Here is a 24493-nt window from a genome sequence, read left to right on the forward strand (position 1 = left end):
TAGCGTCGATGTGTATTGACGCTACATGGGTTTAAAACTTCATCCCGATTTTAAAATTCAAAACTCTTCCAGTCATAAAATTTGGAATCCCAAATTGAGATTTTGAATAGACATCTCGAACCCAAGTATTGGTAATGGCATTCTGGATATCAAACATATTGAAAAGCTCCAAACCTGCTGTAAGTTCTTTAAAATGAGATCGAAACCCTGAGCTGAATTGTTTTTTCTCTCCAACAAATACAAAAGAAACTCCTAAATCAGCTCTCTTATAATCACGCAAACGATTTTGAAAGTTGTAGGGATTTGAATAGGAAGGGGAACCTCCAGGAACACCAGTATTGTAAACGAGATTCAGATAGGCTTTTAAATCAGGTAAATTGGGGACATAATCTTGAAACAGAATACCAAATTTTATGCGTTGATCAGAGGGACGAGAAATTTCACCTTGCTGGTCGATATTTTCCTTGGTCTTCAAATATCCCAAGCTGACCCAGCTTTCACTTCCTGCAATGAATTCTCCATTTAATCGAAGATCGATTCCTGTTGCATAGGCAGTAGTTTTGTTATCTGCTCTATATCGGATTCTGACATTGTCAATCGAATAAGCATTGACATCGCTTAAATCTTTATAATAAATTTCTGAGGTGAGCTTAAAAGGGCGTTCCCATAAGTCAAAACTGTAGTCCATACCCGTTACAAAATGGATGGATTTTTGAGCTTTGACATTGACATTGATTTTTCCATCATAATCTTTCAATTCTCTATAAGAAGGGGGTTGTGAAAACCATCCTCCTGAAATCCGAAATAACATGTCTTGTTTCCAGTTGGGTTTGATAGCAAACTGTCCTCTTGGGCTAAAAATGAATTGACTTTTTGAGGAAACTCCGTTACCAGCAACAGTCCAGTGTTGAGCACGAACACCTGCACTGTACCAGATTTCGGTATCATTCCAAAAATGTTTTTGATTGATCTGTACAAATCCTGAAATGCGATTTATTTGGACAGAATTGTCAGCTCTAATATTTTGAAAAGGAGTCAAAGGCCCCTCAAAAGGAACATAAGGTTGGTTATTTCCTGCTGTAAAAGGGGGACGAATAGAAAAACCTAAAGAATCAATCATTTCCCATTCGCGAATACGATCTTTAACATCTTCGTGCTGGTATTTTACCCCAGCGGAGACTTCTAATTGTTCTTTTTGATAGGTTCCTTTGAGTTGGAAATTACGAATTAATGCATCCATATCATTTCTGGCATGATTGAGTTGTGACCCAATTCCCTTAGAAAATTCAACATTTCCAAAATTCTCAGAATCAATATTGGCATCTACTTCACCCAAATTGTAAGTGGCTGAAATGTCAAAATATTCTTCTTCTTGGGTGTTGTAGCTAGTAGCTGTTGCAATTATATCGAGCTCTTTCGATATTTGATAGTTTGCCGATAGTGCCCCAAAAAGGGTCTGGTATTTATCTTTTTCTTGACCCTCATAAAAAACAATCAATTCTCTCGGATTATTTAGGGTTCCAAAACGAGTTCTTCGAGAGATTGGGGTATAGCTATAATAATTTAAAGAAAAATTTCCTAGAAAGTGAAGTGTCAGTACCTCAGAAGCTTTATAGGAAAGAAAGGATTGAATGTCGGAAAATCTGGGTCTAAAGTTGGTTTCAATTTGTTTGCTATTCACAAAAAGACTGTTATCTCGATATCGAATTCCTGTGATGCTGCTGAGTTTCTTGTTGAGCAATTGTGCCTCTAGAGTGATGCTTCCTCCCAAAATACTAGCATCTATAGTTGTCGAAAATTCCTTAGCTTGTCTGTAGGTGATGTCTAAAACAGAAGATAATTTATCGCCATATTTCGCTTGAAATCCTCCCGCTGAAAAATTGATATTCTGAATCATATTTGAATTGATAAAACTCAATCCTTCTTGTTGTCCAGAACGAATCAAAAAAGGTCTGTAAATTTCAATTCCGTTTACATACACCAAATTTTCATCAAAATTACCACCTCTTACATTGTATTGGGTACTCAATTCATTATTGTTGTTTACACCCGGTAAAGTCATTAAAACATTTTCGACACCTGCATTAGGACCAACAATATTTTTCGCTTTTAAAACATCAATCTTTGTAATTCCTGCTGCATTTTGTTTGTTGTTTTTGATAGTGATTTCTTTTAATTCTTCAGTTTTAGCAGTTAAAATGGGTGAATATCGAATGATATTTTTATTGATGGTAGTAAAAACCTTTGAAATAGAATAATGAGCAATATGACTGTATACGATTGTGACTTTTTTATCCAAAGGAACCCGAAGAGAATAATTTCCATTTTCATCTGTTGTAGTTCCTGATGTATTGAATTGAACGTTGACTCCTTCAATAGGCTCTTGTTTCGTGTTTTTTACAACCCCTTTTAGTATGGTTGTTTTCTGTGCCAACAATACTGCGGGCATAAAAAAGAATAAGAAAAGTATTTTATTCACGTTTGATCTCTATTATGTTTCGCTATTTTCTATAAAACGTTCTTGTTAGGGTATTCGTATTAAAAACATTGTCTAAAACTTCAAGTTTAAAAATATGCTTTGAACCCACTAGTTTTTTGTCATTAAAATCATAGGTCAAAATTCCTTTTTTATGATTGTATTCCATTAAAATCCATTCTCCATCTAAGGTTGCTTCATAACTATGAATCCCCGATTCAGCATCTGAAATTTTTACTTGTAATGTTGTAGCATTCGAAATCCACTGCCCTTCATTCAAATATAATGGGGTGATTTGGGGTATTTCGGTATCGAAAAGTAATTTAAAATTCCCTAAAGTTTTGGTTGTGGTAAAAAACGTCGTGTCCTTTTTCCGAGTCAATTGATAATTGGGATATTTTTCATTATTTACATTGGCTATATACAATTGTTCTTTTTCAGCTTCTGAATAGTTAGATACATTAAAGGTTAAGGTATAACTCTTGTCTAATGGAATGGATGGATTATGAATTTTGGCAACCCCATTTTCCTTTTTTAAGTCCAAATAACAATCTTCATAAAAGGTGTTTTTAGGAAAAGCAACCGACACATCTTCAAAAGTGAATTTTTGAAATTTTGATGCAACAATTTTATAGGCGGTGGTATCTTTAGTTTTTGCAAAGATTGCATTACTTGGAACTCCTTTGATAGGGATTTTTAAAGTGCTGGTATTGCCCTTGATATCTTTAGCTATAATTTTTACTGTATAGTTGAAGCCTTCTGTGATAGTAAGTTTCCCATCGTTTTTTAAGTCTTTATAAATGGACAAAGTATTTCTGGGTACTCGGTGTGTTTTTTGAATTCTACGTTTATAGGTTTTATAATACGGATAGTCAATCAACAGGTTAATAAGCTTACTTTCTGAAAAAGAAAAAGTAGTTAGGTCGTGGTAATATACCCTTTGCTCATTGACCAACATCTCTAAACTGAATATTCCATTTTTATTCGATGCTTTGTTCAAACGATCAAACACATCAACCCCAATACCAATAGTTCCATTTGCTAACACTCTATTGGTTGTGTAGTTTCCTTTGCGATCATTTTTTAAGGGTAAAGAAACATTGAGATTGTTGTTGTCAATTCTGGAATCACTTTCTAGAGTATATACATGTACAGCACGAAAAACAGGTCTGATTGTATCTCTAGGAAGAAGCCCAAAAAGCATGGGGTTGATTACTTTTTCGGTTCGAGAATTTCTGATTTCGTAATGTAAGTGAGGAGCACTAGACCCTCCAGTATCTCCCGAATAGGCAACGATACTCCCTTTTTTCACAGGGAATTTGTCCTCTTTAAGATAGATGTTTCCAGTAGCATATTTTTTCTTTTTGTATTGAATAGTTTTCACAAAGGTTTCAATCTCGGGTGTAAATTTTTTTAAATGAGCATAAACTGTGGTATACCCGTTAGGGTGGGTAATATAGAGAGCTTTACCGAAACCGTATTGAGATATTTTAATACGTGAAACGTATCCATCAGCGGCAGCATAAATTTTAAGGCCTTCTTTTCCATTTGTTTTGATGTCGATGCCCGAGTGAAAATGATTGCTTCGCAATTCACCAAAAGTACCCGCAAGAACTAATGGAATATCCAATGGACTTCTAAAATAATCTGCGGGAAATTTTTGTTGACTATAACTTAATACCGAGCTACAAAGGAGTAAACTTAAAATATACTTCATTCAATTAGTAAAATTTTAGCTAAAATAGTAAATTTTGTGACCAGAGGGAATGTTATTGAGATTCAATTGAAAACTAAAAACTCAATAAAACCTTGTATAATGAAAAAAGAATATTAACTTTGTTAGAATAGTTTTTTCTAGAAGTTAAAATGAGTATACCAATAGAAGCAATTCATACACTGGAAGTTAAATTAAAAAATTTACTTTCCAATTATGAATTTTTAAAAAGTGAAAACGAAATATTGCTTCAAAATGCAAGCATATCTCAACAAAAACTTTTAGAGCAGCAAAAAATAATAGAAGCACAACAAAACGAGTACCATCTTCTTAAAATTGCAAAAACTATTGAAGGCAGTAAAGAGAATACAAGAGATACAAAGCTTAAAATAAATACTTTAATTCGAGAAATCGATAAATGTATTATTCAGTTGAATGAGTAAGTTCATTAAATTGTGGGAAATTTGAAAATTAACATTGTAATTGCAGGAAGAACATATCCTTTAAGTGTAAATACGACACAAGAGGAGCAAGGGATGCGCAAAGCAGCACTAGCAATTAATACGTTGATTTCGAATTATGAGCAAAACTATGCAGTTAGCGACAAACAAGATGTTTTAGCAATGTGTGCATTGCAATTTGCTTCCAAATTAGAAATTTCCCAATTGAAAGAATCATCAACAGATACTGAAGTATTAGAGAAAATAAGTGCCCTTACCCAATTGGTGAATAGTCATTTAGAATAAGTTCTGTAAAAGATAATAATAACATACTGCCTACGTTAGTAATTTGTTTGATAAACTCAACACGAATCTATTATGAAGGATAAGTCTTAGTTGTTAAAGCAAGCCATCTTAGAATGGATCCTTGATCAGCTAGTGAGTCCTATAAGTACCATAATGGAGTTTATATAAACCCGTCTAATGTAGGCTTTTTTATACACTAAATTTAAATTATGCAAGAAATGACATTACCCATCGCAGTGGGTACTTTAATAGGAATAGTACTAGGTTTTATAATTGCTAAATTAGTAGAAAAAGCCAAAGGAAAGAAAATCTTAAATAGTAGAAGGAAAGAGGCTGCTACCATTTTGAAAGTAGCTCAAATTGATGCAGAGGCATTAAAAAAAGAAAAAATATTACAAGCCAAGGAAAAATTTATTGAACTGAAATCGGAACATGAAAAGGTAATTTTAGCACGTGAAAAGAAAATTTCTGATGTTGAAAAAAGAATTCGTGATAGAGAATCTCAAGTAGCTTCAGAAGTAGATAAAAACAAAAAATTGAATCGTTCTTTAGAACAAAAAGAACAAGATTACGATTTCAAATTGGATCTACTAGACAAAAAAGAAAGTGATGTAGCGAAGATGCATAAGCGTCATGTAGACATGTTAGAGCAGATTTCGGGCTTGTCTGCAGAGGAAGCTAAAAAGGAATTACTTACTTCGCTAAAAGACGAAGCGAAAGCAGATGCCATGGCATTTATTCAAACCACTATTGAAGAATCAAAATTGACAGCAGAACAAGAAGCTCGCAAAGTAGTGCTCGGAACGATCCAACGAGTTGGAGTAGAGCAGGCGGTAGAAAATTGTGTTTCTGTATTTAATTTAGAGTCCGATGATGTGAAAGGAAGAATCATTGGTAGAGAAGGAAGAAACATTAGAGCAATAGAGGCAGCCACTGGTGTAGAAATTATTGTTGATGATACTCCAGATGCGATTATCTTATCCTGTTTTGACCCAATTCGAAGAGAAGTTGCTCGTTTATCTTTGCACAAACTTGTAACAGACGGAAGAATTCACCCAGCTAGAATTGAAGAAGTCGTTAGTAAAACAGAAAAACAAATTACTCAAGAAATTATAGAAGTAGGGAAAAGAACCGTAATTGATTTAGGAATTCATGGTTTGCATCCAGAATTGATTAAGGCAGTAGGACGAATGAAATATCGCTCTTCATACGGACAAAACTTATTACAACACTCGAGAGAAGTTGCTAACCTTTGTGGAATTATGGCTTCGGAAATGGGGTTGAATGCTAAAGTAGCCAAACGAGCAGGTCTTTTGCACGATATAGGAAAAGTACCTGACGCTGAGAGTGAACTTCCACACGCTTTGTTAGGAATGCAATGGGCAGAGAAATATGGTGAAAAGCCAGATGTATGCAATGCGATTGGAGCTCACCATGATGAAATTGAAATGAAGAGTTTGATTTCTCCTATTGTTCAAGTATGTGATGCGATTTCAGGAGCAAGACTAGGAGCTAGAAGACAAGTATTGGATTCTTATATCCAACGATTAAAAGATTTAGAAGAAATTGCATTTGGCTTTACAGGAGTTCAAAAAGCCTATGCGATTCAAGCTGGACGTGAGTTGCGTGTGATGGTAGAAAGTACAAAGGTAAGTGATACCAAAGCGTCAGAGTTATCCTTCAGTATTTCTCAAAAGATTCAAAATGACATGACCTATCCTGGACAAGTAAAAGTGACGGTTATTCGAGAAACCAGAGCCGTGAATGTTGCAAAGTAATTCAGACGAATAAAATGTTTTTAAAATCCTGCTTATAGCAGGATTTTTTATTTTCGAGGATGAAAAGTCTCTACAACTTTTTGTAGATAACTTTTGTCCAAATGCACATAGATTTCTGTAGTGGTAATACTTTCATGTCCTAGCATTTGTTGTATGATTCTTAAATCGGCACCCCCTTTTAACAAATGAGTAGCAAAAGAATGCCGGAGGGTATGAGGGCTAATTTTCTTTTGAAGTTGAATTTTTTCTGCTAATTTTTTTAAAAACACATAAATCATTTGTCTGCTCAATCCGTTTCCTCTTCTATTTAAAAATAAGATATCCTCAAATTTTTTGTTAGGCTGTAGCTGATTTCTATAATTTGTTAGATAGGAGCGAATCAATTTTTGAGTCGAAGAATGAATTGGAACGAAACGTTGTTTATCTCCTTTCCCAATAACTCTAATAAATCCTTCTTCAAAAAAAAGATCTGATATTTTTAAGGAGATCAATTCGCTAACCCTCAATCCACAACTATAGATAGTTTCAATAATAGTTTTATTTCGTTCTCCTTGTGGGTGGCTTAAATCGATAGCGCCAATTAATGTGTCAATCTCTTCTTGAGATAATGTATCTGGAAGTTTTAAACCCAGCTTAGGCGTTTCAATGAAATCGGTAGGATTGAGGGTTCTGTAGCCTTCAAAAATCATATAATCAAAAAAACTTCGCAATCCTGAAATAATTCTAGCCTGAGTTCTAGGGTTTACTTCTTTGGCAGTTTCATAGATGAAATGCTGAATTGTATGCTCTTCAATAGCTGTAGGAGCGACGAAGATTTCGTTATGCTCAAGGAATCTTATAAGTTTCTGTAGATCGATTGAATACCCCGAAATAGTATTTGTCGATAACCCTCTTTCGATCTTTAAAAAAAGCTGAAAATCCCGAATTGCATGTTCCCATTTCATACTTGTAAATCTACAAAATAAAACGATTCTAATTCATAATCATTTCTTATTGGTGAATCTGAAATAAATTGAGATATATTCCAAAAGTCAAAATTGATGCTATAGAAGTATCCTCTTACCTATGAAAATGAAATTCTTACGCTGCATTTTTTCTCACTTATTCTGAAATAAATTACACTTATACCCAAATTATAACACTTATTTATTGATGCAAGTATTTTTTTAAAATTAGTATTTACTTTGCTCTAAAGTCATAAAAGACTTCCATATAAATTAAAAATTCAAAAGTTATGAAAAAAGTAGTATGTATTGTTGTAATGACAATGTTAGGATTGGGTAGTTTAAGCGCGCAAGATGTAAAACTTGGAGTTAAGGCAGGGATAAATTTTTCAAATGTTAGTGGAGATATAGAAAATTCAGATTTTAAAACAGGTCTTAATTTTGGAGGATTTGCAGAAATTAATTTATCAAGCAAATTTATTTTTCAACCTGAGATATTGTTTTCTGGTCAGGGAGCTAGTTATAAAGAATCATATGGAACATATAGTTCTGAAGAGACAATTAAATTGAATTATTTAAATTTTCCATTCATGGTTAAATATGCTCTTTTGGACAAATTTGCACTTGAATTTGGACCACAACTTGGTTTTCTACTTTCTGCAAATGCTAATGGCACTGAAACAAATAACGGAGAGATACTATCTTATGATATTAATATCAAAGAATATTTGAAATCTATTGATTTTGGACTAAATTTTGGAGCATCCATTGATATTACTAAAAACATATTGATTGGTGCAAGATACAACCTTGGGTTGTTAAATATTAATGAAGATCTTGAAGATGATGAAAATGAAAATATTAAAATCCAAAATTCAGTATTCTCATTTTCTGTTGGATATAGATTCTAATTTGTAAAAATAGAATTAATAATAAGGAAGCAACAAATGCTTCCTTTTTTTATTTTAAAATAGTTGTATTTTTACGGCATGAAGATATTAATTATAAATGGGCCCAATTTAAATTTGCTAGGCAAAAGAGAGCCAGAAATATATGGAACCCAAACTTTTGAAGATTACTTTCAGCTTTTAAAAGGAACCTATTCACAATTAGAATTGCAGTATTTCCAATCGAATATTGAGGGAGAACTTATTGACAAATTGCATGAAGTAGGGTTTGACTATGAGGGAATCATTTTAAACGCAGGTGCTTATACACATACTTCAGTGGGGATAGGGGATGCCATAAAAGGAATTGAAACCCCCGTGGTAGAAGTTCATATTTCCAACGTACATGCTAGAGAAGAATTTCGCCACAAAAGTTTTATTGCTCCCAACGCAAAAGGAGTTATTTTTGGTTTTGGACTCAAAAGTTACAATTTAGCCATCGAAAGTTTTTTATAAATTCAGGCGCATCTTTATATCTGAGCGTTTGTAGTGAGATTTCTCCTCTAATGGAATTTCCTGAAATCCCACTTTTCGATACAATTGAATTGCCGGAACCAACTTTTTGTGAGAATAGAGCGTAATGCTCTTCCATTGTTGTGCTCTTGCAAATTGGATGCAATACTTCATCAGGAGAAGTCCTATTTTTTTTCCTTGATAGTCTGGCATAACCGCCATTTTACTCAGTTCGAAAAAATTTCCCTGATTGATTAGCGCAACAGTTCCTACAATGAGGGAATCTGTTTTTGCAAAAAAGATAAACCCTCCATTTAGAAGAATGTTCTCTTCAGGATTACTTAAAACCTTTTCATCATAAGGTTCTACATAAAAAAAATCTTCTAACCATGCCACATTTAACTCGTAAAACCGATCTGCATATTGTGCTTCAAAAGGGATGATATCAATTGTTGAAATCCGCACGGTTATGCAATTTTATCATTAATGATCTTCATCATTTCGAGTTCTAATGAGAGGGTGTGTTGGTAGATATTCGCTGCTTTTGAGAGTATATCTGTTGCAAATTCACGGTCCTTAATCTCTTTTGCGTTGATTCTAACATTAAAATATGCACCAGTAACGGCAGCTTTTGCACATAAAACACCAACGCCACCGTCTGAAAGTGAATTCTGTAGTCCCTTTTTCATCATTTCAATCATTACTTCAATTGAATTGAAAGCGGTTTCCATTACTTTGAACGGAATTTCAGTAGCATATTTCGTAGCCGTTTCGATGGCATTTGTTCGTAGTTCAATTTCCTCAGCATTGCTTTTCGGCATTCGAAACCCGTGAATAATTTGATGAAAAGCATTGGTGTCTTCGTCGACTAAAAACAAGAGGTCATCTTTATATTTTTGCCCCTTTTGTGCCCAATCAGAAAAATACTCCCATTGATCGTCCCAATAAGGTTTGTTTGCAGAAAGATTTGCAACCATCGTTCCTAAAGAGACTCCCAAAGCACCCACATAGGCAGCAATACTTCCACCATAAGGTGCCATGGATTCCGATGCTGTTTCTTCTGCAAAATCGCTAACAGTTAAATCGATTAATTTCTTGCTACGATCACTATTCATTACATATTCAATAATCCTTTCTTGTGGATGAAATGGTTTTAAATCGTCGAGGCCTAAAGATTTTACAGCGATATTTATTTTTTCTTTTTCAGAAATCCCTAAAGATCGTTGTTGCTTTTTCAAATAAAAGTCCGCAGCATCTAGCATGGCTTGTAAAGGGACAAGACCCACCAATTCAGATCCAGTAACCCTTAAACCGCGCTTGGTTGCTGCTAAGCAGGTTTCATAAAACGCTTCATGCATGGAGGTAATACTTATATTGGTTAGGTTGTAGGATATTTGAGCAATTCCATATTCTTCAATAAACCAACCAATTCCTTTTACCGCTTTAAGTCTCCTGGAATTCGCTCAGGATTTCCATTAGCATCCAACACAGGTTTTCCGTTGACCATTTTAGTACGTCCATTTTCTCGAATGTCAAAAGCGATGGCATTGGCTCTCCGGGTAGAGGTTGAATTCAAATTGACATTATAGGCAATTAGAAAATCTCTTGCAGAGATTGCAGTGACTCCAGATTTTTCAATTTGAGGATTGTATGTCAAAGGACCAAAATCAGGGGTCCAATTGGGATTGGCAACTTTTTCTTTCAAACCTTCATATTCTCCCGAACGAACTGTTGCTAAATTTTTTCGATCTTCTTTAGTTGCTGCATTTTCATAAAAATATCCAGAAATACCTAATTCTTCACCCACTCTTTTACCTAAAAGACGTGCATATTCTGCAGTCTCTTCCATAGAAATATTGGCAATCGGTACCAAAGGACATACATCCGTAGCACCAAATCGAGGATGCTCACCAGTCTGTTGGCTCATATCAATCAATTCTGCAGCTTTTTGAATTAATCGAAAAGCAGCTTCAATGACCTTTTTAGGCTCCCCTACAAAGGTAATGACTGTTCTATTGGTTGCTTTTCCAGGATCAACATCCAATAACTTCACTCCTTCTACTGTTGTAACACTATTTGCAATGGCGTTGATTTTCTTCAAATCGCGACCTTCACTAATATTTGGCACACATTCTATAAGCTGATTTTTCATGATTGTTGTTTTATAAATTGTAAAAATAACAGGATTTTGCGATATATAAATACGAATTCATAATTATTGCAGTCGATAATTACGAAATCAATAAATAAAATTTCAACCCCATTTTTTAAGACTTAAAAATTGCAGATTCAATGTGCTTTTGTAAGAATCGATATCTCACAAATAGAAAGACGATTAATGGGAGTACTGCTAAAGGAAAAGACTGGATTTTTGCAATCCAAAAAATAAGAAAAACAATGAGTAAGAAAGCAACTATAGTTACATATACTTGCAACCATTTCATCGGTTTTTCTTTTAAGAGGAGGAAGGCAATACAAAGGTTGGGAGCAAATGCCCATAAAACATTAAAGTTATTTGGAGTTGTAGAATGGTTTGTGAAAAACCAAAGAAAAACAAGTACTACTCCAATAGTGCCTGTAAAAAAGAAGCTAAGGAAGTCGATCCATTTTGTTCTTTTTTTCTTTTTGTAATCGTTGTAAGTGATCCAAATTCCTAATAAAGAAAAGAGTGTAAAAATTAGGAAAGGGCTGATAACTTGTGGTTTGTATTTCTGATTGGGATGCGTTAAAAGCATCTCTTCTCTTTTAACAAAATCTTCAACCTTTCCATCGACGGTAATTGTAGCTACTTTAAATTTCTTGAAAACATAATCGGGTAAATACATATAGTCTTCCTCTGGAATGATGTTGTCTAGCTGATTTCCCAATGCCAGATTAATTCCAAAATTTCCCCAAGTATTCCAGGGAATTTCTTTTTCCATTAAGCTTCGTAAACTCTCATCTTTAGAGATTGATTTCAAAGGAGGGAAATGTAATTTATTTCCTAACAGAATTGTGCTTAGATCTCTTAATTTAGTTGCACAATTATTGTAGTAGGGATCGTATAAATATTGTCTATTATTTGGTGTAGCGTTGTTTTCTAAGTAAATAAAAAAAGATTGTTTTTCTTGTTGATTGAGGTTTAAAACTTGTTGTTTTACCCATCTTTTCTGATAGTTATAACTATTTAAAAAACTTTCAAAGCGCTGTCTTCCTAAATTGTAAAGTAGTTTCCCTTTTACAAAGTTGGTGTAAAAGTTGGGTGCATTAAAATCAAACATTCCATAATTATAGATGATGTCTAATTGCAAAACAGGATCTTTAATCCGAATGGCAGAATGTCCAAATGCTTCAAAAAGTTCGCTTCCCGAATCTGCTGTTACAATGCTCACTTCGGAATATACAGAGAGTTGAACTGGTGTTTGGGAATTCGTAAACAAAGAGATGAATAGAAGTAAAAGAAGTGCATTTTTTTTCATAATAATTAAGGTCTAAAAAATCGATAATCAAAGGTTATGGAAAACACATTTGAATACAAAGCGTTTCCTATGCTTCCAATATTGGTTAAGGCATAGTCAATTTGAATTCCGTTGTATTGAAATCCTGCACCAAAATTGGGTTGTAAAGAAAGAGATTTGTTATTGTCTGATTCTGCGATGAATTGAAAATTACCCACACCAGCCCTCAGATAGACCAACTTGTCAAAATCTAGCTGAAAACCAACCGCAGGATCAATACTTATAAAATCTGAAGCAAAAACATCATTCGTTTTTAAAAAACGCACATTAGCATCTACTTCTGAAAGCAGGTGAAAATATCTTCCAATTTGAAAGTTCTTGGCAATTCCCAATTGAATTTTAGGCTTGGTAACTTCCGTTGTTTCGGGTAATTCTTGATTTTGCCCTGGAATCGCATTTTTGATCTTATCAAACCCTTCTTGATTTATGCTCCAGCTATTAAAAGTAGTAGTCACATCTCTTACCATCAATCCCATTTTCCAATCTTTTCTCTCAAATTGAATTCCAGCATCGAATCCAAACCCCCAAGAAGAAGCAAAGTCCCCAATAATTCGTCGTACAACTTTTGCATTGACACCAATTTTTAGATCTTTAAAAATGAGATTTCTTGCATAGGCCATATTAAAAGCATAATCTGCCGCAGAAAATAAACTAATTCTATTGAAGTCGATGTTTCCCTGATTGTCTATTAATTCCGTGGTATTTAAAATGTCATCAACACCAAAACGAATAATTGCAAAAGCAATGGCACTTTCTTTGTCAATAGGCATTGCAAAAGCAGCGTAATTATAATTAGCAATTCCAGCAAAATAGGAGGCATGCATCAGAGCACCTTGATAATCTTTGATTCCAACCAAACCTGCTGGATTCCAATAAATTGAATTTACATCATTGGTGGTCGCTACGACCGATTTACTCATTCCTAAGGCAGCTGCATCGACGCCAATATTCAAAAATTCGTTCGAGTAATTTCGAAATGCTTGTGCATTCAGAAACAGTGGAAAAAAGATGAAAAGAAAAAGAATTTTTGGTTTCAAAAGGCTTAATTTATAAACAACAAATATCGAATTATATATTTGAAATAACAGTTCTTTCACACAGATATTGTATGTACTATAAATTCTGTTTGATAAAATTGAGCATTCTATTTTCCAACCATCTGTTCTCTTGAGGTAAAAAAGATGATATAAATCCTACATGCCCGCCATATTTGGTGATTTCTAAATAAAAATTCTTTGATGCGGTTGCTTCTTTAATTGGATAACATTCTGCTGGCAGAAAAGGATCATCTTGAGAAGTGATTAAAATCGTAGGTTTTTCTATACTTGCGAGGTAGGGCTTTGAGCTTGCTTTTTCCCAGTAATCTTCGGGTCCTGAAAACCCAAATACAGGAGCGGTATAAAGGACATCAAAATCTCTGAAGACCTTTGCTTTAAGAAGTTTTTCTTTGTCAAGATTGAACTCTGGAAAATTCTTGGCTTTTAGCAATACTTTTGCTCGTAGCGTTTTCAAGAATTCATCCACATAAATTTTATTTTTGAAGGTACCCATCTCTTTTCCTGATGAAGCCAAATCTATCGGAACAGAAACAGCAATAGCACATTTAATTTTTGAAGATTGTGTTTTTGCATATTCGCCCATATATTTTAAAGTCAAATTACCTCCCAAACTATAGCCTACAATCACAATCTCATCATAGGAATAGGTATCAGCCAGATGATTGATTACAAAGTGTACATCCTCTGTTTTCCCTGAATGATAGGTTTGTACTAACCAATTATCTTCGCCAGAACAACCTCTCAAATTGAATGCAACCGTATCGAATCCTTCTGCATTCATTTCATTAGAGGCTGCTATAATATATTTTGATTGTGAACTCCCTTCTAGGCCATGAATCAAGACGACCAAAGTTTTTGATCCTACCAAAGAGAAATCCAGATCGATAAAGTCATCATCCCATGTAAGAATCCGTTTTCGATTGTAAGAAACCTGCTCTTTCATAAATAGCGCTCGATAAACAGTATTGAAATGCGAATTTCGAAACGGTAGGGTAGGAAAGAAGGTTGATTTTAGTAAAGGCATCTTTTTTTTAATAGCAATTAGATACAAATATGACAAATTTTTAACAAATTTGAAAACCTCCAAAATAGATTTCCTATTTTAGCCATCTAATCTGATGAATATTTCGATGAAAAAACACATTCCCAATTTACTAACATTAGGTAACCTTTTATGTGGCACAATTGCGACCATTCTTGCTGTACAAGAAAATTATCAAGGTGCTACATTTTTAGTGGTAATGGGAATCGTATTTGATTTTTTTGATGGATTTGTAGCTCGATTACTAAACGTTTCTGGAAATTTAGGAAAAGAATTGGATTCTTTGGCGGATATGGTAACCAGCGGAGTTGTACCATAATTATCATGTTTAATTTACTAGAAGTCTCTGTATTTTCAAATATTGAAAAAAGCATAGATGATGAGCATCTATGGGGATTGATCTCTATGGACACTGGCTATTTGAAATTTGTTGGCTTGCTACTAACGCTAGGAGCTTGTTACCGATTGGCAAAGTTTAATATTGATACCAGACAGTCCGATTCATTTATAGGGCTACCAACCCCAGCGATGAGCTTATTTGTCATCTCACTACCACTGATTCAAGAGCAAACTGACTATGTATTTGTTCAAAACCTAATTGCTAATAATTATTTTCTCATAGGTGTTACTCTTCTTTTAACCTTTTTGATGAATGCTGAATTGCCTCTGTTTTCGTTAAAGTTTAAAGAGTATCGTGTTCAAAATAATAAGGTGAAATACTTGTTTTTGATTGCATCGATACTATTGATCATCAGTGCAGAAATTCTTGCAATCCCTTTGATTATTATTTTGTATTTACTGCTTTCTGTTGGAAGAAATTTCAGTAAAAAAGATGTACTGTAAGGAAAAATTAGATAAATTTCTTTTTCTTGAGTTCAAAATCCTTACCAAGATAGACTTTTCGGACCATTTCATCTGCAGCAAGTTCTTCAGGGGTTCCCTCTTTTAAAATACTTCCATTGTACATTAAATAAGTTCTGTCTGTAATGGCCAAGGTGGCTTGAACATCATGGTCAGTTATTAATATACCAATATTTTTATTTTTAAGTTGAGCAACAATACTTTGAATATCCTCGACAGCAATTGGATCTACACCAGCAAAGGGTTCATCTAATAAAATAAATTTCGGATCGGAAGCCAAACAACGTGCAATTTCTGTTCTTCGTCTTTCACCTCCAGACAATAGATCGCCACGGTTTTTACGAACATGGCCAATATTAAATTCTTCTATTAGTGATTCTAATTTTATTTTCTGCTCTTTTTTAGAGAGTTTTGTAAATTGTAGGACCGACATGATATTGTCTTCTACAGAGAGTTTTCTGAAAACAGAAGCTTCTTGTGCCAAATATCCAATTCCTTTTTGAGCTCTTTGATACATGGCATCGTTGGTGATTTCTTCATCATTTAAAAAAATCTGACCAAAATTGGGTTTTACCATTCCTACAATCATATAGAAACAGGTGGTTTTACCAGCGCCATTAGGTCCCAGAAGTCCAATAATTTCGCCCTGCTCTACTTCCAAAGAGATGTCCCGCACCACTTTTCTACTTCCGTAAATTTTCTGAATATTATTGGCTTTTAAAATCATTTGCTATCTGTAATTGGGTAAATGTTCAATGGGGTAAATGTAAGAATTCTTGTTTCTAAAAATCTTAATAGACTCAAAAAATTAGTGCAATTAACCTATGCGTTTTCTTCTAGGAGTTCCCAATACTCAACAGCACGTCTTAAATGCGGAATGACAATGGTTCCTCCAACTAGAGTAGCAATCGACATGGTCTCCATCATTTCTTCTTTGGTGACACCGCTTTTCATGGCAGATTCTAAATGGTATTGTACACAATCATCACAACGTAAAACCGCAGAAGCAACCAAGCCCAATAGCTCTTTTGTTTTGGTAGGTAAATGTCCTTCTTTGAATGTATTAGTATCTAGATTAAATATTCGTTTAATAACTTTGTTGTCGTCTTTTAAAATGGCGTCGTTCATTTTTTGACGATAGGCATTGAATTCTTGAACTTTATTTGGCATTTTTTTCTTGTCTTTTGATTACAATCGCAGCAACTTTAATGCTGATTTCGTATAAAATTAAAATAGGAATGGCTACAATTACTTGGCTGGCTACATCTGGAGGGGTAATGATTGCCGCTAGAATAAGTACGACTACAAGTGCGTGTTTTCTGTATTTTTTTAAAAATTCTGGAGTAATTAGTCCCATTTTAGCTAAAAAATAAATAATTACTGGAAGTTCGAATAAAATGGAAACTCCTAAGAGCATATTGGTCACGAGTCCAATATGAGACTCTAATGTAAAACTATTTTCTATGGAGGAAGAAATTTGGTAATTGTATAAAAAGTTAATTGAAATAGGTGCAATTATATAAAAACTAAATGCAACTCCAATAAAGAATAGCGCTGAGGCTATAAAAATAAATCTTTTCGATTTTTTAACTTCATCCTTGTGGAGTCCTGGGGTAATAAATCGCCAAAATTCCCATAAAATATAGGGGAATGCAACAATGATTCCTAGGATAAAGGAAGACCATATTGAGTTCATCAATTGAGAGGTCACAAGAATACTGATTAACTTTTTTTCGGAAAAACCGATATCGCAAAAATCACTTTCTGCTCCAAAAAAAGTAAAAAAGTCACAAAAAAGTTGATAGGTAATGAAATCGGGTTGAATATGAGCAAGTAAGAAATTATCATAGACTTCTTCTGCAAAAATAAAAAACACAATTGCAAAGATGAAAATTGCAGCAGCACTTCGAACTAGATGCCACCTAAGTTCTTCTAAATGCTCCAAAAACGACATTTCTTTTTGTTTGGTCATTAGAAAATTCCTTCTTTTATTAAATCGTGTAAATGTACAACTCCAATATAATTATTTGACTTGTCTGTTACTAGAATTTGAGTGATATTGTTGTTTTCTAATCTTTCTAAAGCTTCAACAGCCATGGCATCTTCCAGAATTGTTTTTGGTTGGATTCCCATAATGTCTTTTGCAGTAAAAAGATCAATGTTTGTGCTCTTATTCAACATTCTTCGAATATCACCATCAGTAATAATTCCAACGATGGCATTTGCTGAATTTAAGACAGCAGTAACACCTAATCTCTTTTCAGAAATTTCAATCAGCACTTTGCTAATTGAATCATTTTCAAAGACTATCGGAGTTTGATTATTTTTAATCAAGTCTGAAACTCTCAGATACAATCGTTTCCCTAAAGCTCCCCCAGGGTGGTATTTAGCAAAGTCTTTACTACTAAAATTATTGAGTTTTAACAAACACACTGCAATGGCGTCTCCCATGACCAATTGAGCCGTTGTACTGGTTGTTGGGGCTAAATTATTAGGGCAGGCTTCCTTTTCTACAAAAGTATTCAAAGGGAAATCTGCATTTTTTCCTAAAAAAGAATCCATATTTCCAGTAATCGCAACAATTTTATTACCGTAGTTTTTGATCAAAGGAACCAATACTTTAATTTCTGGGGTGTTTCCACTCTTAGAAATACAAATGACCACATCGTCTTTTTGAACATTTCCCAAGTCTCCATGTATGGCATCTGCCGCATGCATAAAAATTGCAGGAGTTCCAGTTGAGTTTAAAGTTGCTACTATTTTATTCGCAATATTGGCACTCTTACCAATTCCAGTTACAATGACTCTGCCTTTCGATTTTAAAATAAAGTTGATCGCATTTGTGAAATTCTCATCTAATAAATTAGTGAGATTTGCAATAGCATTACTTTCAATTAAAATAGTTTCTTTAGCTGTATTAATTATTGAATTGTTATCTTTCAAACTTTAAATGATTTTATCAGAATAAAAAAAAGTTATATCTTTCAATTATTAAAAGCAAAATTACCACAAATAATTTACAGAATGGAAACAATTGTATTTGCTTTCTGCAAAAGTTTATTAAATAGGGTAACAAATACATAAATTAATGGATCTACATAGTCCTCTGAAGAAGTTTTTTGGGTTTGATAAGTTTAAAGGATTACAAGAACAAGTAATCGCAAGTATTATAAAAGGGGATAATACTTTTGTAATAATGCCAACAGGGGGTGGAAAATCGCTTTGCTATCAACTTCCAGCACTCATGTCAGAAGGAACTGCTATTGTAGTCTCTCCTTTGATTGCTTTGATGAAAAATCAAGTAGATGCCATTCGAGGAATTTCAGAGCACAAAGGCATTGCACATGTTTTAAATTCCTCTTTGAATAAGACAGAAGTCAATCAGGTAAAGGCCGATATCGAAAGCGGTATCACCAAATTGTTATATGTTGCACCAGAATCTTTGATTAAAGAAGAGTACGTAAATTTTTTAAAAACCCAAAAAATTTCCTTTGTTGCCATCGATGAAGCACACTGTATTTCTGAATGGGGACACGACTTCAGGCCCGAATATCGAAATTTAAAACACATCATTAAAGCCATTGATGATGTCCCAATTATTGGGTTGACGGCTACTGCAACCGAAAAAGTGCAAGAAGATATTTTGAAAACCTTAGGGATTTCAGACGCAAATAGGTTCAAAGCTTCTTTCAACAGGCCCAATCTTTTTTATGAAGTACGACCTAAAACCAAAGAAGTAGAAAAAGACATTATTCGGTTTGTAAAGCAGCGCGTTGGAAAATCAGGCATCATTTATTGTCTCAGTAGAAAAAAGGTAGAAGAAGTTGCACAAATATTACAAGTCAATGGAATCAAAGCAGTACCCTATCATGCTGGTTTAGATGCGAAAACACGTGTAAAGCATCAAGACATGTTTTTAATGGAAGACTGCGATGTGGTTGTAGCTACCATTGCATTTGGTATGGGAATCGATAAGCCCGATGTACGATATGTAATACACCACGATATTCCAAAAAGTTTAGAAAGTTACTATCAAGAAACAGGTAGAGCCGGTCGAGATGATGGTGAAGGGTATTGTTTGGCATTCTACGCCTATAAAGACATTGAAAAATTAGAAAAGTTTATGGCAAGTAAACCTGTTGCAGAACAGGAAATTGGACATGCATTGTTGCAAGAAGTGGTAGGATATGCCGAGACTTCAATGAATAGAAGAAAATATTTACTCCATTATTTTGGAGAAGAATTTGACGAAATTAACGGTGATGGAGCAGATATGGATGACAATTCTAAAAATCCAAAGAAAAAACACGAAGCCAAAGAAAATGTTATTAAGTTACTTACCGTAATTCAAGAAACCCTTCAGCAATACAAATCGAAAGACATTGTAAACACTATTATGGGTAAAGAAAATGCCTTACTAACCTCTCACAAAACTCATCTACAACCCTTTTTTGGGATTGGTAAGGACAGAACATCTTCGTACTGGATGGCATTAATACGTCAAATATTGGTCGTTAATTATATTAGAAAGGAAATTGAACAATACGGTGTTTTAAAATTGACAGCGAATGGTGAAAACTTCATGAAAGAGCCGACTTCTTTTTTAATGACCGAAGACCATTCGTATACTGAAGGGGACGATAATTCGATCATTGTAAATACAAAGTCCGTGGGTGGTGTTGCAGATGTAAAACTGGTGAAGCTTTTAAAAGATTTGCGGAAAAAAGTTGCCAATAAACTAGGTGTTCCCCCTTTTGCAGTTTTTCAAGATCCATCTATAGATGACATGGCTTTAAAATATCCTATGGATCTAGACGAACTGTCTAAAGTTCATGGAGTTGGTGAAGGAAAAGCACGTAAATTTGGAAAAGATTTTGTAATACTAATTAAGAGCTACGTAGAAGAATACGACATTTTACGTCCCGATGATTTAATTGTAAAAAGTACAGGTGTCAACTCGGGTTTGAAACTTTATATCATTCAAAATACAGATCGTAAACTACCATTGGAAGATATTGCCAAATCCAAAGGACTGAAAATAGATGAACTGATCAAAGAAATGGAAGCTATTATTTTTTCTGGAACGAAGTTGGATGTCAATTACGCATTGGATGATTTGTTAGACGAAGAGCAACAAGAAGAAATCTACGAATATTTTATGGAGGCAGAATCCGATAATATCCAAGATGCTATTGACGAATTTGATGGTGAATATGATTTTGATGAACTGCGATTGATGCGTATCAAATTTATCAATGAAGTAGGGAACTAGGTCTGATTGTTATGATAATGAGGTTACATGGTGAAAATCGTTAATACAATACCCAAAATAATTGCGGTAAATTTTTGAACATTAAACTTGTGATTTTCTGAACTTTCAAACAAAATGATTGTAGAGATATGTAAGAATACTCCAATAATCAAAGCAGTAATCTCAGACGCATAGGTTGTAAAAAAAATAATTTTGTCTCCCACTAAAATTCCCAATGGACTCATTAATCCAAAGAAAAGCAAAAACGTAAAGGTTATTTTTTTTGAGTACTTTGTTTGTATTAAAAAAGTGGTCAATACAATCGCAATTGGTAGTTTGTGGACAATAATGGCCCACAGCAAGTTGTCTCCAGCATTGTGAATTGGCAATCCTTCAGAAAAAGCATGAATACACAAACTGACAAATAATAAAGTAGGAAAACGTTTGTCATGTGTATGAATATGTACATGCCCGTGTTCAGCACCTTTCGAAAATGATTCCAAAATCGATTGAACAATAATTCCGATTAGAATGTAAATCCCAATCCATTTATAGTCATTTCCATCAACATAAACCTCTGGAAGCAAATGCAGTATAGTGACAGAAAGTAAATAGGCACCACTAAAGGCTAGTAATAATTGTATAAATTTCTTACTCGGTTTCAATACAAAAACCAATGCAGTACCCAGGATTACGGCAAATATCAGTAGAATATAACTCATTTATTTGGCAACTAAAATTAAACGATCAGACGTATTTTTTTCAAAAGTAGACAAATTATAATCACCAAAAATTTCAACCAATTGAAAACCAACTTTATTGAAGAAAGAAGTCATTTTTGGAAGATCTAAAAATTTAACACGTTCAGTGTAGGAATGATCAGCACCATTAGTTGTAAAAGAGATATTTTTAATAATAAACCCCTCTTTAATTTCACGTTGAATATAAAAGGTAATGTCATCTACTATTTTTGTTTCCTCTTTGACCAAGGTCGCCTCAAGTTTTGTTGCATTTAGAAAATCAAACACAAAAAAGCCGTCTTTTTTTAACCCTTTTTTGATACTGTTCAAAACTTTTAGATCTTCTTGGTCATCTTCAAAATATCCAAAACTTGTAAAAAGGTTAAAAATCGCATCGTATTGATGATCAATAGGGTCTCTCATATCCCAAACTTCAAAACGTAAAGTTTCATTTTCGAACTGTTTTGCATGAGAAATACTTTTTTCAGACAAATCACCTCCAGTGACATTATAGCCTAGGGAATTTAAAAAGATGGAATGACGCCCCTTACCACAGGGTAAATCGGCAACATGTGCACCTTTTGGAAGTCCCAAAAAGCGTGTAATATTTTGCATAAATAATTGAGCATCAGAATTATTCCTATTTTTATACAGGATATGATAGTAGGGGGTATTGAACCATTCTGTAAACCAATCTTTTGTTTTCATAAGTTTTAAAAGTCTGTAAAAGTAACTAAAACTAATGGCTTGCAAAATGATATTTGGAAACTTTGAAATATCATTTTTATAAAATGTATTTTTGCAAAGAATTTTACAATATGGAAAAAGATTTTAAAATGGTGGCTACCACCATGTTTGGCTTAGAGGGTGTTTTGGCAAATGAGTTGACGAACCTAGGTGCAAAAGACGTAACAGAAGCAGTCAGAAGTGTCTCTTTTAAAGGAGATACGGGTTTTTTATACAAAGCAAATATTGCTTTAAGAACGGCTATTCGTATTTTAAAACCGATTAAGGTTACAAAAATCTATGATGAAGAAGATTTATATGACGCTGTAAAAAAAGTAAAATGGGAACAATATTTAGACATTGATGGCACTTTTGCGATTGGTGCTGTATCCAATTCTGTGAATTTACCCAATCATTCGCATTACATCGCATTAAAATCTAAAGATGCCATTGCCGATTATTTTCGAGATAAATTTGGTAAAAGACCTAATGTAGATGTTGACTATCCTGATTTGAAAATTCACATTCATATCAAAAACGATTACTTGACTATTTCACTTGATTCTTCTGGAGATTCATTGCACAAGCGAGGGTATAGAACCGCAACGAATATTGCACCTATCAACGAAGTTTTGGCTGCTGGAATGGTTTTGTTATCGGGCTACCGAGGTGATGAAAACTTTATTGATCCGATGTGTGGTTCAGGGACGATTTTAATTGAAGCTGCCATGATTGCAAATAATATTCCTGCAAACATCAACCGAAAACGTTTTGGGTTTGAAACTTGGAAAGATTATGACGAAGAGTTGTATTTTATCATTCAAGATGCCTTGCTCAAAAAAATTACCAGTTCTCATTTTAAAATTATGGGTTTTGACAAAGCTCCTTCTGCCATTCAAAAAGCAGAAGCGAATATCAAAGCAGCAAATTTAGAGGAGTTTGTTGGGGTGCACCATGTGAATTTTTTCAATTCTAAAAAAGAAGTTTTTGGAAATACAACGATGATTTTCAACCCTCCTTATGGAGAGCGTTTAAGTTTAGATACCAACGAATTTTATGGGAAAATAGGGGATACCTTGAAGCACCATTATCCGGGTTGTTCTGCCTTATTGATTACCTCAGATATTCAAGCCTTAAAGAATGTAGGTTTGAGAACTTCAAAGAGAATCCCACTTAAGAACGGGGATTTAGATTGTCGGTATGTAAAATACGAATTGTATGAAGGTTCTCGTAAATTTAAGAAATATCAACAAGATTATCCTTCAGATAATACTAGTGAAACGGAAGACTGAACTGATTCATCTTATTTTAAAACCAATTCAACCCACTTTTTAGGATTTTCCAACATTGGGAAATGACCACAATGGTTTATCCATAATAATGTGTTGTTTGGGATTTCTGCCGATAACAATTCTGCAATTGCTGCAACTGCAACCGGATCATTTTTAGCCCATATAATTTTGGTTGGAATTGACGTTTCTTTCAATGCTCCAATCCATCGATGCCAAAAAGTATAGCGTTCTACCATATAAGAACTCAGTAAGTGAATTACTTTTCGACCATTATTGTGTTCTATTTGAGTCCAGATTTCCATCAATTCTTCATCAGTCGCTTGCCTTTTGTCAAAATAGACATTCCGGATATTCCTTTTAAAGATGGGGAAGCGCATCAGTTTTGAAACCCATTTCCCAGTGTATTTGTTTTTTAATAATTTCTGAATGGTGCGCAATTGGGACAATTCGATATGCACAGAACCATTGCAAAGAAGCAGTTGGTCTATTTCTAAATTGATTTGCTTCCTATTGTGTCTTGCGATAATCTCAGTACAAACACTGGTGCCATAGTCGTGTGCCAAAAGGGTTACTTTTTGAACACCCAATTGTTTCCAAACTTCCAATGCAACGTCAGCTTGTTCAATAAGCGAATACGAATAATCCAAAGGTTTGTCAGAAAATCCGTAGCCTAGGTGATCGTGGAGTATGACTCGATATGTTTTTGCCAATTCTGGCAAGACTTTGTAGTAATCAAAGGAAGAAGTGGGGTAGCCATGTAAAATGACGAGTGTTTCTCTAGGATTTTCTTCTGATGGTTTTGAAATTGAAGTGTCAATAACAAAAATATTTTTACCGAAAACAGTTCTAAATTCTCCCTTATTTCTCCATTCTTGAGCCGTCATATTTGTTTCAAATTTTCTAACGACAATGTAGTGATTTTTATGTAATTTTGAAATTCAATGTTCCGTTGACCTAGCCTTTTTTTG

Annotated in this window: 23 protein-coding genes, 1 other RNA gene and 1 pseudogene; 9 read left to right on the forward strand and 16 right to left on the reverse strand. The window is 34.1% G+C overall.

Annotated features, from left to right (window positions below; all coding sequences use genetic code 11):
- Positions 1-31 precede the first annotated feature (31 nt).
- A complete protein-coding gene (locus RRF69_RS10645; protein ID WP_410479457.1) occupies positions 32-2479 on the reverse strand; it encodes a carboxypeptidase-like regulatory domain-containing protein in 2448 nt (815 codons plus the stop codon).
- Between the two features lie 22 nt (positions 2480-2501).
- Positions 2502-4193: a M23 family metallopeptidase gene (locus tag RRF69_RS10650; RefSeq protein ID WP_316939762.1), complete on the reverse strand. Its 1692-nt coding sequence runs from the start codon at positions 4191-4193 to the stop codon at positions 2502-2504.
- Positions 4194-4342: 149 nt separating this feature from the next.
- On the opposite strand from RRF69_RS10650, the gene RRF69_RS10655 reads away from it, so the two are divergent.
- The 4 genes from RRF69_RS10655 to rny all read left to right on the forward strand — a co-directional run bounded on the left by RRF69_RS10655 (position 4343) and on the right by rny (position 6714).
- On the forward strand, positions 4343-4633 hold the full coding sequence (locus RRF69_RS10655) for a hypothetical protein (protein ID WP_316939763.1): 291 nt from the start codon (positions 4343-4345) through the stop codon (positions 4631-4633).
- Between the two features lie 12 nt (positions 4634-4645).
- Positions 4646-4936 carry a cell division protein ZapA gene (locus RRF69_RS10660; RefSeq protein WP_316939764.1) on the forward strand — a complete coding sequence of 97 codons (291 nt, stop codon included), beginning with the start codon at positions 4646-4648 and terminating at the stop codon, positions 4934-4936.
- Positions 4937-4990: 54 nt separating this feature from the next.
- Positions 4991-5098: non-coding RNA, 6S RNA (gene ssrS / locus RRF69_RS10665), on the forward strand.
- 47 nt (positions 5099-5145) lie between these two features.
- Positions 5146-6714, forward strand: coding sequence for a ribonuclease Y (gene rny, locus RRF69_RS10670; protein ID WP_316939765.1), 1569 nt, complete (start codon positions 5146-5148; stop codon positions 6712-6714).
- A 47-nt stretch (positions 6715-6761) separates the two neighbouring features.
- Here the strand turns inward: rny and xerD are convergent, their stop codons facing one another.
- The gene (gene xerD, locus RRF69_RS10675; protein WP_316939766.1) at positions 6762-7658 is read right to left on the reverse strand and encodes a site-specific tyrosine recombinase XerD; all 897 of its coding nucleotides are present in this window, start codon (positions 7656-7658) and stop codon (positions 6762-6764) included.
- A 290-nt stretch (positions 7659-7948) separates the two neighbouring features.
- Between xerD and RRF69_RS10680 the strand changes: the two genes are divergently transcribed.
- Positions 7949-8569 carry a porin family protein gene (locus tag RRF69_RS10680; RefSeq protein ID WP_316939767.1) on the forward strand — a complete coding sequence of 207 codons (621 nt, stop codon included), beginning with the start codon at positions 7949-7951 and terminating at the stop codon, positions 8567-8569.
- Positions 8570-8647: 78 nt separating this feature from the next.
- Positions 8648-9061, forward strand: coding sequence for a type II 3-dehydroquinate dehydratase (gene aroQ / locus RRF69_RS10685; RefSeq protein WP_316939768.1), 414 nt, complete (start codon positions 8648-8650; stop codon positions 9059-9061).
- Here aroQ and RRF69_RS10690 read toward each other — a convergent pair.
- From RRF69_RS10690 to RRF69_RS10715, 6 genes are all read right to left on the reverse strand, one after another.
- The gene (locus RRF69_RS10690) at positions 9056-9523 is read right to left on the reverse strand and encodes a GNAT family N-acetyltransferase (RefSeq protein ID WP_316939769.1); all 468 of its coding nucleotides are present in this window, start codon (positions 9521-9523) and stop codon (positions 9056-9058) included. The two genes, aroQ and RRF69_RS10690, sit on opposite strands and share 6 nt — an antisense overlap.
- 2 nt (positions 9524-9525) lie before the next feature.
- Complete coding sequence (locus RRF69_RS10695; protein WP_316941142.1) at positions 9526-10488, reverse strand: cyclodeaminase/cyclohydrolase family protein; 963 nt, start codon at positions 10486-10488, stop codon at positions 9526-9528.
- Between the two features lie 5 nt (positions 10489-10493).
- Positions 10494-11210, reverse strand: coding sequence for a glutamate formimidoyltransferase (gene ftcD / locus RRF69_RS10700; protein WP_316939770.1), 717 nt, complete (start codon positions 11208-11210; stop codon positions 10494-10496).
- Between the two features lie 115 nt (positions 11211-11325).
- Positions 11326-12516 (reverse strand): DUF4105 domain-containing protein, encoded by a 1191-nt coding sequence (locus RRF69_RS10705; protein WP_316939771.1) that lies wholly within the window; start codon positions 12514-12516, stop codon positions 11326-11328.
- 5 nt (positions 12517-12521) lie between these two features.
- Positions 12522-13592 (reverse strand): PorV/PorQ family protein, encoded by a 1071-nt coding sequence (locus RRF69_RS10710; protein WP_316939772.1) that lies wholly within the window; start codon positions 13590-13592, stop codon positions 12522-12524.
- 76 nt (positions 13593-13668) lie between these two features.
- Positions 13669-14637, reverse strand: a complete 969-nt coding sequence (locus tag RRF69_RS10715) for a YheT family hydrolase (protein WP_316939773.1) — start codon at positions 14635-14637, stop codon at positions 13669-13671.
- 106 nt (positions 14638-14743) lie between these two features.
- Between RRF69_RS10715 and RRF69_RS10720 the strand changes: the two are divergent.
- Positions 14744-15498 (forward strand): annotated as a pseudogene (locus RRF69_RS10720) (CDP-alcohol phosphatidyltransferase family protein).
- 7 nt (positions 15499-15505) lie between these two features.
- Here RRF69_RS10720 and lptB read toward each other — a convergent pair.
- From lptB to RRF69_RS10740, 4 genes are all read right to left on the reverse strand, one after another.
- On the reverse strand, positions 15506-16243 hold the full coding sequence (lptB, locus tag RRF69_RS10725; protein ID WP_316939774.1) for an LPS export ABC transporter ATP-binding protein: 738 nt from the start codon (positions 16241-16243) through the stop codon (positions 15506-15508).
- A gap of 95 nt (positions 16244-16338) precedes the next feature.
- A complete protein-coding gene (locus RRF69_RS10730; protein ID WP_316939775.1) occupies positions 16339-16686 on the reverse strand; it encodes a carboxymuconolactone decarboxylase family protein in 348 nt (115 codons plus the stop codon).
- Positions 16676-17488, reverse strand: a complete 813-nt coding sequence (tatC, locus tag RRF69_RS10735) for a twin-arginine translocase subunit TatC (protein ID WP_316939776.1) — start codon at positions 17486-17488, stop codon at positions 16676-16678. Before tatC ends, RRF69_RS10730 begins: the two co-directional genes overlap by 11 nt.
- The gene (locus RRF69_RS10740; protein ID WP_316939777.1) at positions 17488-18459 is read right to left on the reverse strand and encodes a KpsF/GutQ family sugar-phosphate isomerase; all 972 of its coding nucleotides are present in this window, start codon (positions 18457-18459) and stop codon (positions 17488-17490) included. The genes tatC and RRF69_RS10740 overlap by 1 nt, the downstream gene beginning before the upstream one ends.
- A 145-nt stretch (positions 18460-18604) precedes the next feature.
- Between RRF69_RS10740 and RRF69_RS10745 the strand changes: the two genes are divergently transcribed.
- On the forward strand, positions 18605-20788 hold the full coding sequence (locus tag RRF69_RS10745) for an ATP-dependent DNA helicase RecQ (protein ID WP_316939778.1): 2184 nt from the start codon (positions 18605-18607) through the stop codon (positions 20786-20788).
- 23 nt (positions 20789-20811) lie between these two features.
- Here the strand turns inward: RRF69_RS10745 and RRF69_RS10750 are convergent, their stop codons facing one another.
- Complete coding sequence (locus RRF69_RS10750; protein WP_316939779.1) at positions 20812-21489, reverse strand: ZIP family metal transporter; 678 nt, start codon at positions 21487-21489, stop codon at positions 20812-20814.
- Positions 21490-22215, reverse strand: coding sequence for a class I SAM-dependent methyltransferase (locus RRF69_RS10755; RefSeq protein ID WP_316939780.1), 726 nt, complete (start codon positions 22213-22215; stop codon positions 21490-21492).
- Between the two features lie 110 nt (positions 22216-22325).
- Between RRF69_RS10755 and RRF69_RS10760 the strand changes: the two genes are divergently transcribed.
- Positions 22326-23525 carry a class I SAM-dependent RNA methyltransferase gene (locus RRF69_RS10760; RefSeq protein ID WP_316939781.1) on the forward strand — a complete coding sequence of 400 codons (1200 nt, stop codon included), beginning with the start codon at positions 22326-22328 and terminating at the stop codon, positions 23523-23525.
- Positions 23526-23536: 11 nt separating this feature from the next.
- On the opposite strand, the gene RRF69_RS10765 is transcribed toward RRF69_RS10760, so the two are convergent.
- Entirely contained in the window at positions 23537-24409 is an 873-nt protein-coding gene (locus RRF69_RS10765; RefSeq protein ID WP_316939782.1) for an alpha/beta hydrolase, read from the reverse strand.
- Positions 24410-24493 lie beyond the last annotated feature (84 nt).

This window comes from Polaribacter sp. HL-MS24, assembly GCF_032758595.1.
Taxonomy (GTDB): Bacteria; Bacteroidota; Bacteroidia; order Flavobacteriales; family Flavobacteriaceae; genus Polaribacter.

Excerpts from the sequence above, each read along its gene's own strand:
- RRF69_RS10650 (WP_316939762.1), bottom strand. The coding sequence starts at position 4,193 with ATGAAGTATATTTTAAGTTTACTCCTTTGTAGCTCGGTATTAAGTTAT.
- RRF69_RS10655 (WP_316939763.1), top strand. The coding sequence starts at position 4,343 with ATGAGTATACCAATAGAAGCAATTCATACACTGGAAGTTAAATTAAAA.
- rny (WP_316939765.1), top strand. The coding sequence starts at position 5,146 with ATGCAAGAAATGACATTACCCATCGCAGTGGGTACTTTAATAGGAATA.
- xerD (WP_316939766.1), bottom strand. The coding sequence starts at position 7,658 with ATGAAATGGGAACATGCAATTCGGGATTTTCAGCTTTTTTTAAAGATC.
- RRF69_RS10680 (WP_316939767.1), top strand. The coding sequence starts at position 7,949 with ATGAAAAAAGTAGTATGTATTGTTGTAATGACAATGTTAGGATTGGGT.
- aroQ (WP_316939768.1), top strand. The coding sequence starts at position 8,648 with ATGAAGATATTAATTATAAATGGGCCCAATTTAAATTTGCTAGGCAAA.
- ftcD (WP_316939770.1), bottom strand. The coding sequence starts at position 11,210 with ATGAAAAATCAGCTTATAGAATGTGTGCCAAATATTAGTGAAGGTCGC.
- RRF69_RS10705 (WP_316939771.1), bottom strand. The coding sequence starts at position 12,516 with ATGAAAAAAAATGCACTTCTTTTACTTCTATTCATCTCTTTGTTTACG.
- RRF69_RS10715 (WP_316939773.1), bottom strand. The coding sequence starts at position 14,637 with ATGCCTTTACTAAAATCAACCTTCTTTCCTACCCTACCGTTTCGAAAT.
- lptB (WP_316939774.1), bottom strand. The coding sequence starts at position 16,243 with ATGATTTTAAAAGCCAATAATATTCAGAAAATTTACGGAAGTAGAAAA.
- RRF69_RS10730 (WP_316939775.1), bottom strand. The coding sequence starts at position 16,686 with ATGCCAAATAAAGTTCAAGAATTCAATGCCTATCGTCAAAAAATGAAC.
- tatC (WP_316939776.1), bottom strand. The coding sequence starts at position 17,488 with ATGACCAAACAAAAAGAAATGTCGTTTTTGGAGCATTTAGAAGAACTT.
- RRF69_RS10745 (WP_316939778.1), top strand. The coding sequence starts at position 18,605 with ATGGATCTACATAGTCCTCTGAAGAAGTTTTTTGGGTTTGATAAGTTT.
- RRF69_RS10750 (WP_316939779.1), bottom strand. The coding sequence starts at position 21,489 with ATGAGTTATATTCTACTGATATTTGCCGTAATCCTGGGTACTGCATTG.
- RRF69_RS10755 (WP_316939780.1), bottom strand. The coding sequence starts at position 22,215 with ATGAAAACAAAAGATTGGTTTACAGAATGGTTCAATACCCCCTACTAT.
- RRF69_RS10760 (WP_316939781.1), top strand. The coding sequence starts at position 22,326 with ATGGAAAAAGATTTTAAAATGGTGGCTACCACCATGTTTGGCTTAGAG.
- RRF69_RS10765 (WP_316939782.1), bottom strand. The coding sequence starts at position 24,409 with ATGACGGCTCAAGAATGGAGAAATAAGGGAGAATTTAGAACTGTTTTC.